This is a genomic window from Streptomyces sp. NPDC056169 (genome assembly GCF_042268445.1).
In the GTDB taxonomy this organism is placed as follows: Bacteria; Actinomycetota; Actinomycetes; order Streptomycetales; family Streptomycetaceae; genus Streptomyces.
Window position 1 is genome coordinate 157292 of the sequence record NZ_JBHJUO010000022.1, and the last position, 14769, is coordinate 172060.

At 69.8% G+C, this 14769-nt stretch carries 9 protein-coding genes; 3 read left to right on the plus strand and 6 right to left on the minus strand.

The window, feature by feature from the left end; all coding sequences use genetic code 11:
- Positions 1 to 7: 7 nt before the first annotated feature.
- The 5 genes from ACFC0G_RS32320 to ACFC0G_RS32340 form a co-directional block, all read right to left on the minus strand.
- Positions 8 to 877, minus strand: coding sequence for a carbohydrate ABC transporter permease (locus ACFC0G_RS32320; RefSeq protein ID WP_376410176.1), 870 nt, complete (start codon positions 875 to 877; stop codon positions 8 to 10).
- Positions 874 to 1908, minus strand: a complete 1035-nt coding sequence (locus tag ACFC0G_RS32325) for a carbohydrate ABC transporter permease (RefSeq protein ID WP_376410179.1) — start codon at positions 1906 to 1908, stop codon at positions 874 to 876. Before ACFC0G_RS32325 ends, ACFC0G_RS32320 begins: the two co-directional genes overlap by 4 nt.
- The gene (locus ACFC0G_RS32330) at positions 1908 to 3158 is read right to left on the minus strand and encodes an ABC transporter substrate-binding protein (protein ID WP_376410182.1); all 1251 of its coding nucleotides are present in this window, start codon (positions 3156 to 3158) and stop codon (positions 1908 to 1910) included. Before ACFC0G_RS32330 ends, ACFC0G_RS32325 begins: the two co-directional genes overlap by 1 nt.
- Before the next feature lie 192 nt (positions 3159 to 3350).
- On the minus strand, positions 3351 to 4865 hold the full coding sequence (locus ACFC0G_RS32335) for an alpha-N-arabinofuranosidase (protein WP_376410185.1): 1515 nt from the start codon (positions 4863 to 4865) through the stop codon (positions 3351 to 3353).
- A gap of 216 nt (positions 4866 to 5081) precedes the next feature.
- Positions 5082 to 8009 (minus strand): glycoside hydrolase family 48 protein, encoded by a 2928-nt coding sequence (locus ACFC0G_RS32340; protein ID WP_376410188.1) that lies wholly within the window; start codon positions 8007 to 8009, stop codon positions 5082 to 5084.
- 274 nt (positions 8010 to 8283) lie between these two features.
- Between ACFC0G_RS32340 and ACFC0G_RS32345 the strand changes: the two genes are divergently transcribed.
- Positions 8284 to 9879, plus strand: a complete 1596-nt coding sequence (locus ACFC0G_RS32345) for a cellulase family glycosylhydrolase (RefSeq protein ID WP_376410191.1) — start codon at positions 8284 to 8286, stop codon at positions 9877 to 9879.
- Positions 9880 to 9960: 81 nt separating this feature from the next.
- Positions 9961 to 11739, plus strand: a complete 1779-nt coding sequence (locus ACFC0G_RS32350) for a glycoside hydrolase family 6 protein (protein ID WP_376410195.1) — start codon at positions 9961 to 9963, stop codon at positions 11737 to 11739.
- 135 nt (positions 11740 to 11874) lie between these two features.
- On the opposite strand, the gene ACFC0G_RS32355 is transcribed toward ACFC0G_RS32350, so the two are convergent.
- Positions 11875 to 12933, minus strand: coding sequence for a LacI family DNA-binding transcriptional regulator (locus ACFC0G_RS32355; protein WP_376410227.1), 1059 nt, complete (start codon positions 12931 to 12933; stop codon positions 11875 to 11877).
- A gap of 358 nt (positions 12934 to 13291) precedes the next feature.
- On the opposite strand from ACFC0G_RS32355, the gene ACFC0G_RS32360 reads away from it, so the two are divergent.
- Positions 13292 to 14638, plus strand: coding sequence for an ABC transporter substrate-binding protein (locus ACFC0G_RS32360; protein ID WP_376410198.1), 1347 nt, complete (start codon positions 13292 to 13294; stop codon positions 14636 to 14638).
- Positions 14639 to 14769 lie beyond the last annotated feature (131 nt).

The following is a 14769-nucleotide window of genomic DNA, read 5'->3' on the forward strand; positions in this document are numbered from 1 at the left end:
CACCCCCTCAGCCCTTGAGGCCCGAGGTGGCCATGCCGTCGATGAGGTACCGCTGGAAGGCGAGGAAGAAGGCGACCACGGGGAGCAGCGCCACGAGCGACATCGCGATCATTCCGCCGTAGTTGGCGACGCCGTCCTGGTCGACGAACATCTTCAGGCCGAGCGAGACCGTGTACTTCTCGGGTTCGTTGAGGTAGATCAGCGGACCCATGAAGTCGTTCCACGCGTTGATGAAGGTGAAGATCGCGCTGGTGATGAGGGCGGGGCGGCACAGCGGCAGCACGATCGACCAGTACGTCCGCAGGTGACCGCAGCCGTCGAGGCGGGCGGCCTCGTCGAGCTCCTTCGGCAGCCCGCGCATGAACTGGAGCATCAGGAAGACGAAGAAGGCGTCCGTGGCCAGGTACTTGCCGAGGAGCAACGGCGTGTAGGTGTTGATCAGTTCGAGCTTCTGGAAGAGGACGTACTGCGGGATGAGCAGGACGTGGTACGGCAGGAGCAGCGTGCCGATCATCAGGGTGAAGAGCACTCCGCGTCCGGCGAAGCCGATCTTGGCGAAGGCGTAGGCGGAGAGCGAGCTGGAGATCAGCACGCCCACCACCGAACCGACCGCCAGGAAGAGGGAGTTGCCGAAGAAGGTGGAGATGGGGATGTCGGCGATGCCGTCGGCGAGCCGCCGGTAGTTGTCGGTGATGGGCTCGGCGGGGAAGAGGGTCAGGCTGCCGACGATCTCGTCGTTCGGCTTGAAGGAGCCGCCGATGACCCAGACCACGGGGTAGAGGATCACCGCGAGGACGGCCAGCGCCCCGAGGTGCCAGGCGACCGAGCCCGCCGTGCGCGGCCTCGCGGTCCGGGTGCCGGTGCGTGCGAGGCTCATCGGCCCCCCTCCTCGTAGTGCACCCAGCGCCGCTGGGACCAGAACAGCACCGCCGTGACCAGGCCGACGGCGAGCAGCAGCATCCAGGCCATCGCCGAGGCGAGACCCATCCGGCTGTTCTCGAAGCCCTGGATGTAGAGGTAGCAGGTGTAGACGAGCGTGCCGTCGGCCGGCCCGCAGGCGTTGCCCTGGCTGCCGATGATGTAGGCGGAACCGAAGATCTGGAAGGAGTGGATGGTCTCCAGGAGCACGTTGAAGAAGAGGACCGGGGAGATCATCGGCAGCGTGATGTGCCAGAAGCGCCGCCACGGGCTCGCTCCGTCGACCTGGGCCGCCTCGTACAACTCCCGTGGCACCTGCTTGAGTCCGGCCAGGAAGATGACCATCGGGGCGCCGAACTGCCAGACCGTGAGCGCGACGAGGGCGTAGATGATGCGGTCGGGGTCGCCGATCCAGCCTCCGGCGGCCATGCCGAAGAGCTGCTGCGTGCGGTCGACGGCGGCGCCGTCGGAGAAGATCGCGCGCCAGACGATGGCGATCGAGACGCTGGCCCCGATGAGCGAGGGCGCGTAGAACGCGGCCCGGTAGAAGGCCTGTCCGCGCCGGCTCTGGTTCAGCAGCAGGGCGACGCCGAGTGCGGCGGCCAGTTTCAGCGGGGTGCCGATCACCACGTACCAGCCGGTGATCTCGACGGAGGTGCGCCAGCGGGGGTCGCCGAACATCTCGGTGAAGTTGTCGAAGCCGATCCACCGCGGGGCGTCGAAGAGGTTGTAGTCGGTGAAGGCGAAGTAGAGCGAGGCCACCATGGGCCCTGCGGTGAGCAGGAGGAAGCCCGCGATCCACGGGGACATGAAGAGGTAGCCGGCGAGGTTCTCGCGGCGGGCTCGGCGGGGGCGGGCGGGGCGGCCCGCCGTCCGGGGCGGGCGTCCGCCGCCGGCCGGGGAGCCCGCGGGGGCGGCCTCCCCGGCCGGGCGGGCGTCCCGTACGGGGTGCGGTGCGGGAGTCGGTGCGGAGGTCACGGCGGCGTCCATCAGGAGGAGAGCGCCGTCTTCGCCTCGGTGAAGTACTGCTTCACCGCGTCCGCGACCGGCCGTTCGCCCAGCGACATCTCCTCGGAGAGCCGCAGGAAGGCGGCCTCGCACACATCGGCGCCGGCCGGGTGCGGGGTGATGGGCTCCAGGACGCGGGACTCGACGAGCTGCTTCTCGTACGCGGCGATCTGCTTCCCGACCTCGTCGGTCGGCACGTACGCCCGGTACTGGGCCTCGGTGGCCGGGACGCCCCGGTCGTAGCCCATGATCTTCCCGACCTCGGGGTCGTGGACCATGAAGTCGATGAACTGGGCGGCCTCCTTGGGGTGCTTGGTGCGCTTGGACGCGCTGAGCATGAGGGAGCCGAGGTACTGGCCGGTCTTGCGGCCGTCGGTGGTGGGGATGGGGGCGAGCCCGTACCGGCTCTTGCCCTCGGCGGTGTAGCGGACGGCGAAGTTGTCCCAGGTGAACTCGGATCCGGCGAGTTCGGCGGTGACCGCCGACTTGGGCTTGGCCTGGATGGTCTTCTTAGGGTCGGCGTAGACACCGGACTTCACCCGCTGGAACGCCTTGGTCCACCAGTCCGTCAGGTCCGCCTCGGTGAAGCCGAGTCCGGAGGTGGTGAAGAAGGCCTTGCCGTGCTGGCGGAGGTAGAGGTCGTACAGGTACATGATCCCGTACGGGCCCGCGTCGCCGGCCCGGCCCTGGGTCTCCCGGATCCTGGCGAGGGCCGCGTGGTACCCGTCCCAGGTCCAGCCCGGCTTCGGGGTGACGCCGGCCTTGGTGAAGACGGTCCGGTCGACGACGAGGGCCATCGAGTTGCTGCCGACGGGGACGCCGAGCAGCTTGCCGTCGACCTCGCCGAACTTCTCCAGGCCGGCCCGGAAGCCGTCGAGGCGGAGGTGTCCCTCCTCGGCCTGCTCGCGCAGGTCGAGGAGGACGTTCTTCGCGTCGTACTTGCGCAGGAAGCCGATGGCGTTCTGGAAGACGTCCGGTGCGTTGCCGCCCGACGCCTGGGTGTTGAACTTCTTCCAGAAGTCGGCGTAGGGCTGGAAGTCGGTCTTGACCTTGATCTTCGGGAACTTCTTCTCGAAGAGGGCGATCGACTGGTTGATCCGCTTGGCCCGGTCGTCGGAGCCCCACCACGTGTACCGAATGGTGACGGTGCCGTCTCCGGAGCCCGAGCCGGATCCGCAGCCCGCCGCGGTCAGGCCGAGAGCCGCAAGGGAGCCGCCGGCGACCTTCAGCATGCTCCGACGGTCAACAGTGCTTTGAGTACGCACAGTTCGTCCTCCGCGCGTTAATGGAACGTTTCAGGAAAGCGCTTGCTGGGCCAAAGTAGGGTCGTCGGCCAGCCACGTCAACGCTTCGGACGGGATCTTTCGAAGCGCTTCGAACCGTGCGCGATGGCGACCTTGTGAAAGGATTCAACAACGGGCCGGTCAGGCCAGCCGGATGACGTTCCAGGACATCGGCTCCAGGACCGCCCGCAGCAGCCCGCCGTCGAGCGTCGAACCGTCCACCGGGTGCGGCACGACCCGGTCCGGCTCGTCGAGCGTGTTGCGGGCCTCGGGATCGGCGTCGGCGAGCGCGCTGTGCCCGACGACGCGGTCGAGACCGAGGCCGCGCAGGGTGACCTCCAGGGGCAGCGGCGCGTGCCGGTCGCGGTTGACGGCGAAGACGGTCACCGTGCCGTCGTCGGCGCGAACGGCCGTGGCGTGCAGCAGGGGCACCTCCCCGTACCGCGCCGTGGGGTGTGCGGGCGCGTCCACGCGGACGTCGAGGACGGTGCCGCGGCCGTGCCGGGAGGCCTGGGCGAAGGGGAAGAAGGTGGTCTGGCGCCAGGCGGGACCACCCGGCTCGGTCATGATCGGGGCGATCACGTTGACGAGCTGGGCGAGACAGGCCACCGCGACCCGGTCGGCATGGCGGAGCAGGGCGATCAGGAGGGTGCCGAGGACGACGGCGTCGGTGACGGTGTAGACGTCCTCCAGGAGGCGCGGGGCCTCCTGCCAGTCCTCCACCGCGTGCGGATTGGGCCGGCGCTGGTACCAGACGTTCCACTCGTCGAAGGAGAGCGTCAGCCTCTTCGCGGACTTCAGCCGGGCGCCGACGTGGTCGCAGGTCGCGACGACCTCCTCGATGAAGGCCTCCATCTCGACGGCGGAGGCGAGGAAGGAGTCGCGGTCGCCGTCCACCTCCTCATAGTAGGCGTGCAGCGAGACGTGGTCGACGACCTCGTACGTCTCCGCGAGGACCGTCGCCTCCCAGGCGGCGAAGGTCGGCAGCCCGCGCGCGGAGCTGCCGCAGGCGACGAGTTCGAGGCCCGGGTCGATGCTCCGCAGGGCGCGCGCGGTCTGGGCGGCGAGCCTGCCGTACTCCTCGGCGGTCTTCTGGCCGGTCTGCCAGGTGCCGTCCATCTCGTTGCCCAGGCACCACAGGCGGATGCCGAAGGGGTCCTTGTCGCCGTGGGCGGCGCGGCGGTCGGACAGCTCGGTGCCGCCGGGGTGGTTGGCGTACTCGACCAGGTCCATGGCCTCGGTGATGCCGCGGGTGCCGAGGTTGAGCGCCATCATCGGCTCGGTCTCCGGACCCGCCTTCCGCAGGAAGGTCATGAACTCGCTCAGGCCGAAGCGGTTGGTCTCGGTGGACCGCCAGGCCACGTCGAGCCGGCGCGGCCGGCGGTCGACGGGGCCGACGCCGTCCTCCCAGCGGTAGCCGGAGACGAAGTTGCCGCCGGGGTAGCGGATCGCGGTGACGCCCAGCTCGCGGACGAGCTCCAGGACGTCGGTGCGCAGGCCGTCCTCGTCGGCGGCCGGGTGGCCGGGCTCGTGGATGCCGGTGTAGACGCAGCGCCCGAGGTGCTCGACGAAGGCGCCGAAGAGGCGGGGGTCGACGGGGGCGACGGTGAAGTCGGGGTCGAGGGTGAAGCGGGCGGTGTGCTCGGGGAGTGACACGCGGATCCCTTTCGTTCGAAATATCGACCACTGGTCGTGTGTCCGAACGAGAAGGTAGGAGCCGGGACTTCGCGCGTCAATGGATCACCGACGGGGCCCCGGCCATGATCCGCCGGACAGGCCCTGAGGCCGGGGACAGCCGAAGGCCGGGTGGGTCCCTCTCGGGATCCACCCGGCCTCGTCGTACGCGGAGCCGTCTCCATGCGGGGCGGGCTGTTACTCGAGCAGCTCCGCGTACGAGCCCATGGCCAGGGCGATGTCCGCCTGGGCCCAGAACCGGTGGTAGGTGAAGACGGGGGCCGCGCCGCCCGCCAGGTAGGCCTCGATCTTCGGCCAGGCCGGGTCGTCCTGGTAGAAGGTGCGGATCGAGGCGAAGGTGGACGTGCCGTTCACCGCGTCGCCGTTCGGCATGGTGCCGGTCCAGCCGCTCGGTACGTACACGGGGTCGTCGAAGCGGTTGTAGTCGGCGCGGGTCTCCTCGACGGCGATGCCCAGCGGGTCCTGGTGGTGGTCCCACATGCCGTCGAGCAGGGCCTTCGCGACGCGCTTGGCCTCGGTGTGGCCGGACTTGGCCGCGTAGTAGGTGAGGGTCTTGGCGTAGGCGGCGGCCACACCGACGTCGTTCGTGTAGTCGGCGACGGTGACGTGCAGCCCGGCGTTGGCGCCGGGGTTCGCCGCGTTCCAGGTGTCGGGCGCGCCGGACCACTGGAGGGTGGAGGGGATGCGGTAGGTGCCGTCCGGGTTGACCGTGGTCTTGGACAGCGCCCAGGAGACCCACTTGTCGAGGACGGTCTTCGCCCCGGCGTCACCGGTCTGCTGGTAGTACTCGGCGACCCGCTCCATGGACCAGGCCTGGAAGCCGAACCACTGGTTGGACGCGGGGTCGTGGTAGACGGGCTTCTCGTCGTAGAAGAGGCCGTGGAAGGTGGGCGTGCCGGCCGGCGGGGTGGCGTAGCGGCCCTGCCAGCTGTTGGTGGCGCCGCCGGCGATGGCGCCCTCGTCGGACTGGAGCCAGCGGTAGAACTCCAGCTGCCGGTCGAGGCTGGTCGCCCAGTCCGCCGCGCCCGTCGCCGACTTGGGCTTGAGCGGCGCGTACTCGCTGAGCGCGTACGCGGCCAGCGGGTTCTGGTAGCCGCCGTGGGTGTGGCTGGAGCCGATGCGCCAGGACCAGCCGGCGGAGGTGTCGGTGGCGCCGCCCCAGGCGTAGTACCAGGACATCAGGTAGTGCGCGCTGTCCTTGCCGGTGCCGGCCGGGCAGACGGTCGGGCCGACGCAGTTCCCGGCCTTCTTGAAGTACTTGTCGAACATCGCGTACCGCAGGTAGTCGCCCATCTTGGCGGCCTTGCCGACGGTCGCGGTGACCTGGCTCCCCTTGCCCTGCTGCTTGGCCCACAGGTCGGCCCAGTAGGCGGCCTGGACGGCGCGGGCGTCGGCGTCGGGGGCGTTGGTGAACTTCCACTGCTTGGCGTAGGAGGCGTCCCCGGTGAAGAGGTCGAGGTAGCCGTTCTTCCCGCCGTAGGAGAAGTTGTCGCAGGTGGGGTGGGTGACGGTCTCCCAGACGGACTCCTGCGGTCCGCGCTGGAAGGTGTTGATGTACGAGGGGCCGGTCGCCGTCGGTCCTGCGGAGCACTTGCCGGGCTCGTTGCCGAAGCCGTAGACGTTGTCGACGTCCTGGATCCAGTGCATGCCGTAGACGTCGTCCGTGCCGTAGGCGCTCTTGAGCTCGGCGGCGATCGGGTCGGAGCCCGAGGTGACGCCGGAGTCGAGCTTCGCCGGGTACTGGGACGGGAGGTCCCACTCGGGTGCGTACGTCGCCGGCTTCGAGGCGTTGTAGGAGGAGCCGGTGGGCTGGTCGGCGTGGGTGGGGATCATGAATTTCTCCATGGTGTCCCAGGCTCCGTTGAACTTGGTCCAGTCCCCGGTGATCTTCCCGTACATGGCCTGGAGCCAGATGAGGTAGCTGTACGCCTCCGAGGTCGTCTCGTGCCCGTGGTCGGGGGCCTCGACGATCAGGGTCTCGACGGAGTGGTACGGGATGCCCTCGGGCGAGAAGTAGCCGTTGGCCGGGTTGGTGATCTTCCCGTGGAGGTCGAGGAAGCGGGCGTCGTACGTGGAGTTCGCGGCCAGCTGGGCGACGGTGACCTCGGCCTTGGCGTGGCCGGGGGCGGTCGCGGTGAAGACGGCCGAGCCGGTGCCGGTGGCCGCGGCGGCGACGGTCACCTTCTGGGCGGTGTTCCAGTTCGCCGGGGTGAAGGTGAGGGAGGCCGGGGTCGCGGTGAGGCTGGTGTTGCCCGAGGTGCGGGCGACGCTCACCGTGACGTTGGCGGTGGGGGCGGTCGAGAGCTTCAGGTCGAAGGTGCCGGTGGCGCCTTGGCGCACCCCGAGCTGACTCGGGGAGGCGACGAGCGCGGGTCCGGCGGCGACGGTGATGCCGACCGGCGCGGACTCGGCGGAGGCTCCGAGACTGTCGTAGGCCTTGGCGTAGAGGGAGTGGGACCCGGCGGCGAGGCCGGCCGCGCTGACGGCGAACGGCGCGGTGGTGTCCGTACCGAGGAGGGTGGTGTCGCTGTAGAACTCCACCTTGCCGACGGTGGCGCCGTCGGCCGCGGCGGCCGTGGCGGCCAGCGGCACCGCGTCGCCCGCCGTGAAGACGGCGCCCGCGGCCGGGCTGGTCAGGACGGCGACCGGCGGCTGGTGGGCGCCGGTGCAGGGGGTGCCGTTGACCGCGAAGGCGGTCGGGGCGGCGTTGGTCCCGCTGTAGGTGAACTGACCGCCGGTGGTGGCGGCGGCGCCCGGGGCGAGCGTGCCGTTCCAGGACGCGTTGGTCACCGTGACGTTCTTGCCGGACTGGGACCAGGTGCCGTTCCAGCCGTTGGTGAGCTTCTGGTCTCCGGCGTAGGAGTAGGTCAGGGTCCAGCCGTCGAGGGCTTCGGCCGCCCGGTTGGTGAGCGTGAGTTCGGCGGTGAAGCCCGAACCCCAGTCGTTGGTCTTGTAGTCGACGCTGCACTGCACGGTCGCGGCCTGGGCGGTGGAGACGGCACCGACGGCCGTGAGGCCGAGGGGGAGGGAGAGGGCTGCGGCCAGCGCGGTCAGCGGCCGGCGTGGTCGTGGTCGTGGTCGTGGTCGTGGTCGTGGTCGCGGCATACGGGTGGTTCTCCTCGCGGCTCGGGAGGATGGGGATGCGAAGAGCGGATGAGCCTGTGGGGACAAGCCCTGAACCAGTGGGAGCGCTCCCACTGTGCAGTTGGGGCGCATCGGCGTCAAGGTCTGCGAAGAGTCGAAGGCAGATGACCGGGGAATTTACTCAACCCCTCTTTTGCTTGGCGGCTGTTGACGCTACGGTCTGCCCGACCAGTGGGAGCGAATCCGTCCGGTCGGCACACCGCCAGAGGTGTGCCCTCGCTGCGAGGACTCGCTCATGCGACATCCCCCACGTCTGTCCGCGCTGCTCGCAGGAGCAGCGCTCACGATGGCGAGCACCGCGCTCGCCCTCATGGGTGCGGCCTCAGGAGCCGCGGCCGCACCCGTCTGCACGGTGGAGTACTCGGTCGTCGGCCAGTGGGCCGGCGGCTACCAGGGTGCCGTCACCGTCACCAACAACAGTGCCGCGCTGAACGGTTGGAGCCTCGGCTTCGCCTTCCCGGCCGGCCAGGTCGTCAGCCAGGGCTGGGGCGGCAAGTGGTCCCAGTCCGGGGCCTCCGTCACGGTCGTGAACGAGAGCTGGAACGCCGCCCTCGGCACGGGCGCGAAGGTGACGGGCGGCTTCATCGCCTCCTGGACGGGCGCCAACACGGCCCCCACCGCCTTCACGCTCAACGGCACGCCCTGCACCACGGACGCGCCTCCGACGCCGACACCCACGCCGACGCCGACGCCGACGACCACGACGCCGACGCCCACGCCCACCGACCCGACCACCCCGCCGACCACACCACCCACGACTCCCCCGACCACACCGCCGACCACTTCCCCGACCTCGCCACCGCCGACCCCGGTCACCGGCGCGCCCCAACTGAGCGTCACCGGAAACAAGTTCACCGACCAGAACGGCGCGGTCCGCCGTCTCCTCGGCGTCAACCGCTCCGGCGGCGAGTTCATGTGCGTCCAGGGCTACGGCTTCTTCGACGGTCCCGTCGACGACGCCTCGGTCCAGGCCATCGCCGACTGGAAGGCCAACACGGTCCGCATTCCCCTCAACGAGGAGTGCTGGCTCGGCCTGGACAACATCAAGCCCGAGTACCGGGGCACGAACTACGTGAACGCGGTCAAGGACCTGGTCGCCAAGGTCCTCGCCCACGGCATGACCCCGGTCGTCGAACTGCACTGGACGCACGGCCAGTACACGGGCAACTCGGCCGGCTGCTCCGACGTGCACGCCTCCTGCCAGAAGCCGATGCCCGGCGCCCAGTACACCCCGGCGTTCTGGACCTCGGTGGCGAACACCTTCAAGAACGACAAGCGGGTCGTCTTCGACCTGTTCAACGAGCCCTATCCGGACCGGGCGACCTCCACCGCGACGCAGGCCTGGTCCTGCTGGCGCGACGGCGGCACCTGCCCCGGCATCGGCTACGAGGTCGCCGGCATGCAGGACCTGGTGGACGCGGTCCGCGCCACGGGAGCGAAGAACCTCGTTCTCGTCCCGGGCATCGCGTACTCCAACGACCTGAGCCAGTGGCTCACGTACCGCCCCACGGACCCGGCGGGCAATCTGGCCGCCGCCTGGCACGTCTACAACTTCAACACCTGCGCCGACGAGACGTGCTGGAACAACACCCTCGCCCCGGTGGCCGCCGAGGTTCCCCTCCTCGCGGGCGAGATCGGTGAGAACACCTGCGGACACGCGTTCATCGACCGCGTCATGAAGTGGTTCGACGACCGCGGCCTCTCGTACCTGGGCTGGACCTGGAACACCTGGAACTGCAACTCCGGTCCCGCGCTGATCACTTCGTACGACGGCACCCCCACCGCATTCGGCATCGGGCTGCGCGACCACCTGCGCGCCCTCACTCCCTGAAACCCCCTGAAACCCCTTGAAAGCCCCCTCAAGGATCCCTGAACGATCCCTGAAAGTTCCCCGAAAGGAATCCACACCCGCATGAGCCGCACCAGAAGCACCAGTCGTACCGCCTTCCTGGCGGCCCTCGGCCTCATCACGGCCACCGGCGCGACCGCCACCGTCCTCGGCACCGCCACCGCCGGCGCCGCCGCCCCGGGCTGCAAGGTCGACTACCAGATCACCAACCAGTGGAGCACCGGCTTCGGCACCAACGTGACGGTCACCAACACCGGTGACCCGGTGGCCTCCTGGACCCTCGAATGGTCCTACGCCGGCAACCAGCAGGTCACACAGGGCTGGAACGCCACCATCACCCAGTCCGGTGCCGCCGTCACCGCCAAGAACGTCTCCTACAACGGGACGCTCACCACGGGCGGTTCGACCTCCTTCGGCTTCAACGGCTCGTACAGCGGCACGAACGCCGTACCGGCCACCTTCAAGCTGAACGGCGTCGTCTGCAACGGCGCCACCGAGCCGACGACCCCTCCCACGACGCCGCCGACCACCCCGCCCACGACTCCCCCGACCACTCCGCCGACCACACCTCCCACCACGCCGCCGGCCGGGACCAAGGCCGACAACCCGTACGCCGGTGCCAAGGTGTACGTGAACCCCGAGTGGGCGGCGAAGGCCGCGGCCGAGCCGGGCGGCACCAGGATCTCGAACCAGCCCACCGGCGTCTGGCTGGACCGCATCGCCGCCATCAACGGCTCCGCCACCTCGATGGGCCTGCGCGCCCACCTCGACAAGGCCCTGGAGCAGAAGGGCTCCGGCGAGCTCGTCGTCCAGCTGGTCATCTACAACCTGCCCGGCCGCGACTGTGCCGCACTCGCCTCCAACGGCGAGCTGGGCCCGACGGAGATCAACCGCTACAAGACCGAGTACATCGACCCGATCGCCGCGATCCTCGGCGACGCGAAGTACGCGGGCCTGCGGATCGTCACCACGGTCGAGATCGACTCGCTGCCCAACCTGGTCACCAACGTCTCCGGGCGCCCGACGGCCACGCCCAACTGCGACGTCATGAAGGCGAACGGCAACTACATCACCGGTGTCGGCTACGCCCTCAACAAGCTGGGCTCGATCGGCAACGTCTACAACTACATCGACGCCGGTCACCACGGCTGGCTGGGCTGGGACGACAACTTCGGCCCCTCCGCCGAGCTGTTCAAGCAGGCCGCCACGGCCGAGGGCTCCACGGTCTCCAAGGTGCACGGCTTCATCGTCAACACCGCCAACTACAGCGCCCTGAAGGAGGACCACTTCACCATCAACGACAGCGTCAACGGCACCTCCGTGCGCCAGTCGAAGTGGGTCGACTGGAACCGCTACACCGACGAGCTGTCCTACGCCCAGGCGATGCGCGCCAAGCTGGTCTCGATCGGCTTCGACAGCAACCTCGGCATGCTGATCGACACCTCCCGCAACGGCTGGGGCGGCACCGCACGGCCCACCGCCCCGGGCGCGACGACCAGCGTCGACACGTACGTCAACGGCGGCCGCTACGACCGTCGCATCCACCTCGGCAACTGGTGCAACCAGGCCGGCGCGGGACTCGGCGAGCGGCCCCAGGCGGCGCCCGCCGCGGGCATCGACGCGTACGTCTGGATGAAGCCCCCGGGCGAGTCCGACGGCGCCAGCAAGGAGATCCCGAACAACGAGGGCAAGGGCTTCGACCGGATGTGCGACCCGACCTACACGGGCAACGCCCGGAACGGGAACAGCATGTCGGGCGCGCTGCCGGACGCGCCGATCTCGGGCCAGTGGTTCTCGGCCCAGTTCCAGGAGCTCATGAAGAACGCCTACCCGGCGCTGTAACACCCCTCGCGAGACACCTCGTGAGAGACCTCGCGAGACGCCTCGCATGAGGCCTGCGGCCGGCCCGGACCCCCAGGGTCCCGGCCGGCCGCAGGAGCCTTTCCCGTACCCGCGAGCCCTCCCCGCAGCCGGAGATCAGCAGGACTCGCGCACGATCAGCTCCGTCGGCAGGACGTGCCGCCGCGGCTCCTCCGGCGCCGCCGCCGTCCCCTGGATGCCCTGGATCCCATGGATCTCCTGGATCTCCTCGATCAGCATCCGCGCCATCGTGCGCCCCATCTCCTCGATCGGCTGCCGCACGCTCGTCAGCGGCGGGTCCATCAGCCGGGCCACCGCCGAGTCGTCCACCCCCACGAGCGCCACGTCCTCCGGGACCCGGCGGCCCGCCTCCCGCAGTACCCCGCGCGCCCCGGCCGCCATCACGTCGGAGGCGACGAAGACGGCGTCCAGGTCCGGCCTGCGGTCGAGCAGCAGCCGCATGGCCCGCCGGCCGCCCTCCTCGGTGAAGTCGCCCGCGGAGACGAGGGCCTCGTCCGGGGCGTGGCCGGCCTCGGCGAGCCCGGCGCGGTAGCCGCCGAGCCGGGCGCGGGCCACGTACATGTCGAGCGGCCCGGTGACGGTCGCGATACGGTTCCGGCCTCCCCCCACGAGGTGCGCGACGGCCGCGCGCCCGGCGCCGATGTTGTCGGAGTCGACGTACGGCACGGGCTCGGCCTCCGAGCGGCGCCCGTTCATGACGACCGGGAGGCCCAGCTCGCGGATCCGGTCGGGCAGCGGGTCGTCGCCGTGGACCGAGGCGAGCAGCACCCCGTCGACGCGCTGGGCGGCGAGGTACTGCTCGAAGCGCTGCCGCTCCTGCTCGCTGCGGACCAGGGTGAGCAGCAACTGTTTGTCGGCGTCGGCCAGTTCGGCGCTGACGCCGCGGATGAGGTCGAGGAAGTACGGCTCCGCGAAGAGCCGGGCCTCGACTTCGGGGATGACGAGCGCGATGGCGTCGGTGCGGCTGCCGGCGAGGGCGCGGGCGGCCTGGTTGGGGACGTAGCCGAGTTCGGCGACGGCTCTGGCGACGGCCGTTCTGGTCTGTTCGCTCACCCGGGGAGAGCCGTTGATCACCCGGGAGACCGTTCCCCGGCCGACCCCGGCCCTGGCCGCGACCTGCTCCAGGGTCGGTCTGCCGCTCTGCCGTCCGTTCACAACCGCCGAACTCCCCTCGTAGGACAACGTGCTGCTCACTCATGCCACGACAGGGATGGGAGCGCTCCCACACTAGTCCACGCGCATCCCTTCACGCCACGAGCGTGCGTTCAGGAGATGACGGCCCCACCCCCGCAAGGCCCCGGCGAAACCCCCGGAAAACCTTCCGGTAACGAATCCGCGTTCATCTCTTGACACCCGCACCCGCCAGGCAGCAACCTTCCGGCAACGACGTGGGAGCGCTCCCATCAGAGCGCACACGGCCTGCATCAGGTCCTGGCGGGCAGCCGCCGAGCCGCGATCAGCCGGCCGGACCTCTCGGCGCACAACGAGCACCACCTTGGACGAGGAGAGTGGAATGCGCACTTCCAGCAGCAGACGCGGACGCCGGGCGGCGATCGCGGCGGTCGCCGTCGTCGTGACCGGTACGACCCTGCTCACCGGTTGCGGCAGCGACAGCGACGACAACGGCGGCGGCGACGCCCAGGGCGGCGGCACGATCACCCTGCGGGTCGGGACCTTCGGTTCCTTCGGGTACGACGACAAGACCGGCGCCAAGCTCTACGCCGAGTACGAGAAGTCCCACCCGAACATCAAGATCGAGGAGACGAACGTCTCCGACGGCCAGAAGTACTGGGACACGCTGAAGCTGCGCCTCGCCCAGAACAACGGTCTCGCCGACATCCAGGCCGTCGAGGTCGGCTACATCGCCGAGGCGACCGGCGAGACCATGGCGGACAAGTGGGTCGACCTGAGCAAGGAGGGCGGCGCGGACATCGGTGCCTTCCTCGACTGGAAGGTCAAGCAGGCGACGACGGCGAGCGGCAGCGTCATCGGCCTCGGCACCGACATCGGTCCCATGGCCATCTGCTACAACAAGGACCTCTTCGCCAAGGCCAAGCTGCCGACCGAGCGCGAGGCCGTCGCCAAGCTGTGGGCCGGCGACTGGGCCAAGTTCATCGAGACCGGGAACACGTACAAGAAGAGCGCTCCCGCCGGCACCGCCTTCCACGACTCGGCGAGCGGCCTCTTCAACGCCGTGATCTCCAGCGACCCGGTCCAGTACGCCAACGCGAGCGGCAAGCTCGACTGGGAGAACAGCCCCGGCGTGAAGAAGGCCTGGGACACCGCCGTCGCGGCGAGCAAGGACGGACTCACCGCCAAGCTCCGCCAGTTCGACGAGAAGGGCACCTGGAACGCCGCCTTCAAGAACTCCAAGTTCGCCACCGTCGCCTGCCCCAGCTGGATGACCGGCATCATCAAGGACCAGGCCGGACCCGCCAACCAGGGGAAGTGGGACATCGCCGCGCCGCCGGTCGCCGGCAACTGGGGCGGCGCCTTCCTCGCCGTGCCGAAGTCCGGCAAGCACACCAAGGAGGCGGCCGAGCTCGCCGCCTGGCTGACGGCCCCTGAGCAGCACGCCAAGGTCTTCGCGGTCAACGGCAACATCCCCTCGTCCAAGGACACGCTCACCTCCGCGGCCGTCCAGGACGCCAAGCTTCCGTACTTCGGCGACACCCCGGTCGGCAAGATCTTCTCGTCCGCCGCCGCCGGAATCACGCCCGCCGTCATCAGCCGCTGGGACGGCCAGGTGAAGACCTTCCTCACCGACAACGGCATCCTCGACATCGAGCAGCGCGGCACCGACCCGGCCAAGGCCTGGGAGAACGTCAAGAAGCTGGTCGACGACAAGATCGACCAGTAGCGGGGGCGCCTGCCGGTCCGCCCCCCCCCCCGGGCGGCGGCGGGCCCGCCCCCCCCCCCCCCCCCCCCCACTCGCTTATAAACAACAGACCCAGCCCACCACCAAGCAACTGGAGATAAAGGGGGTGGCCG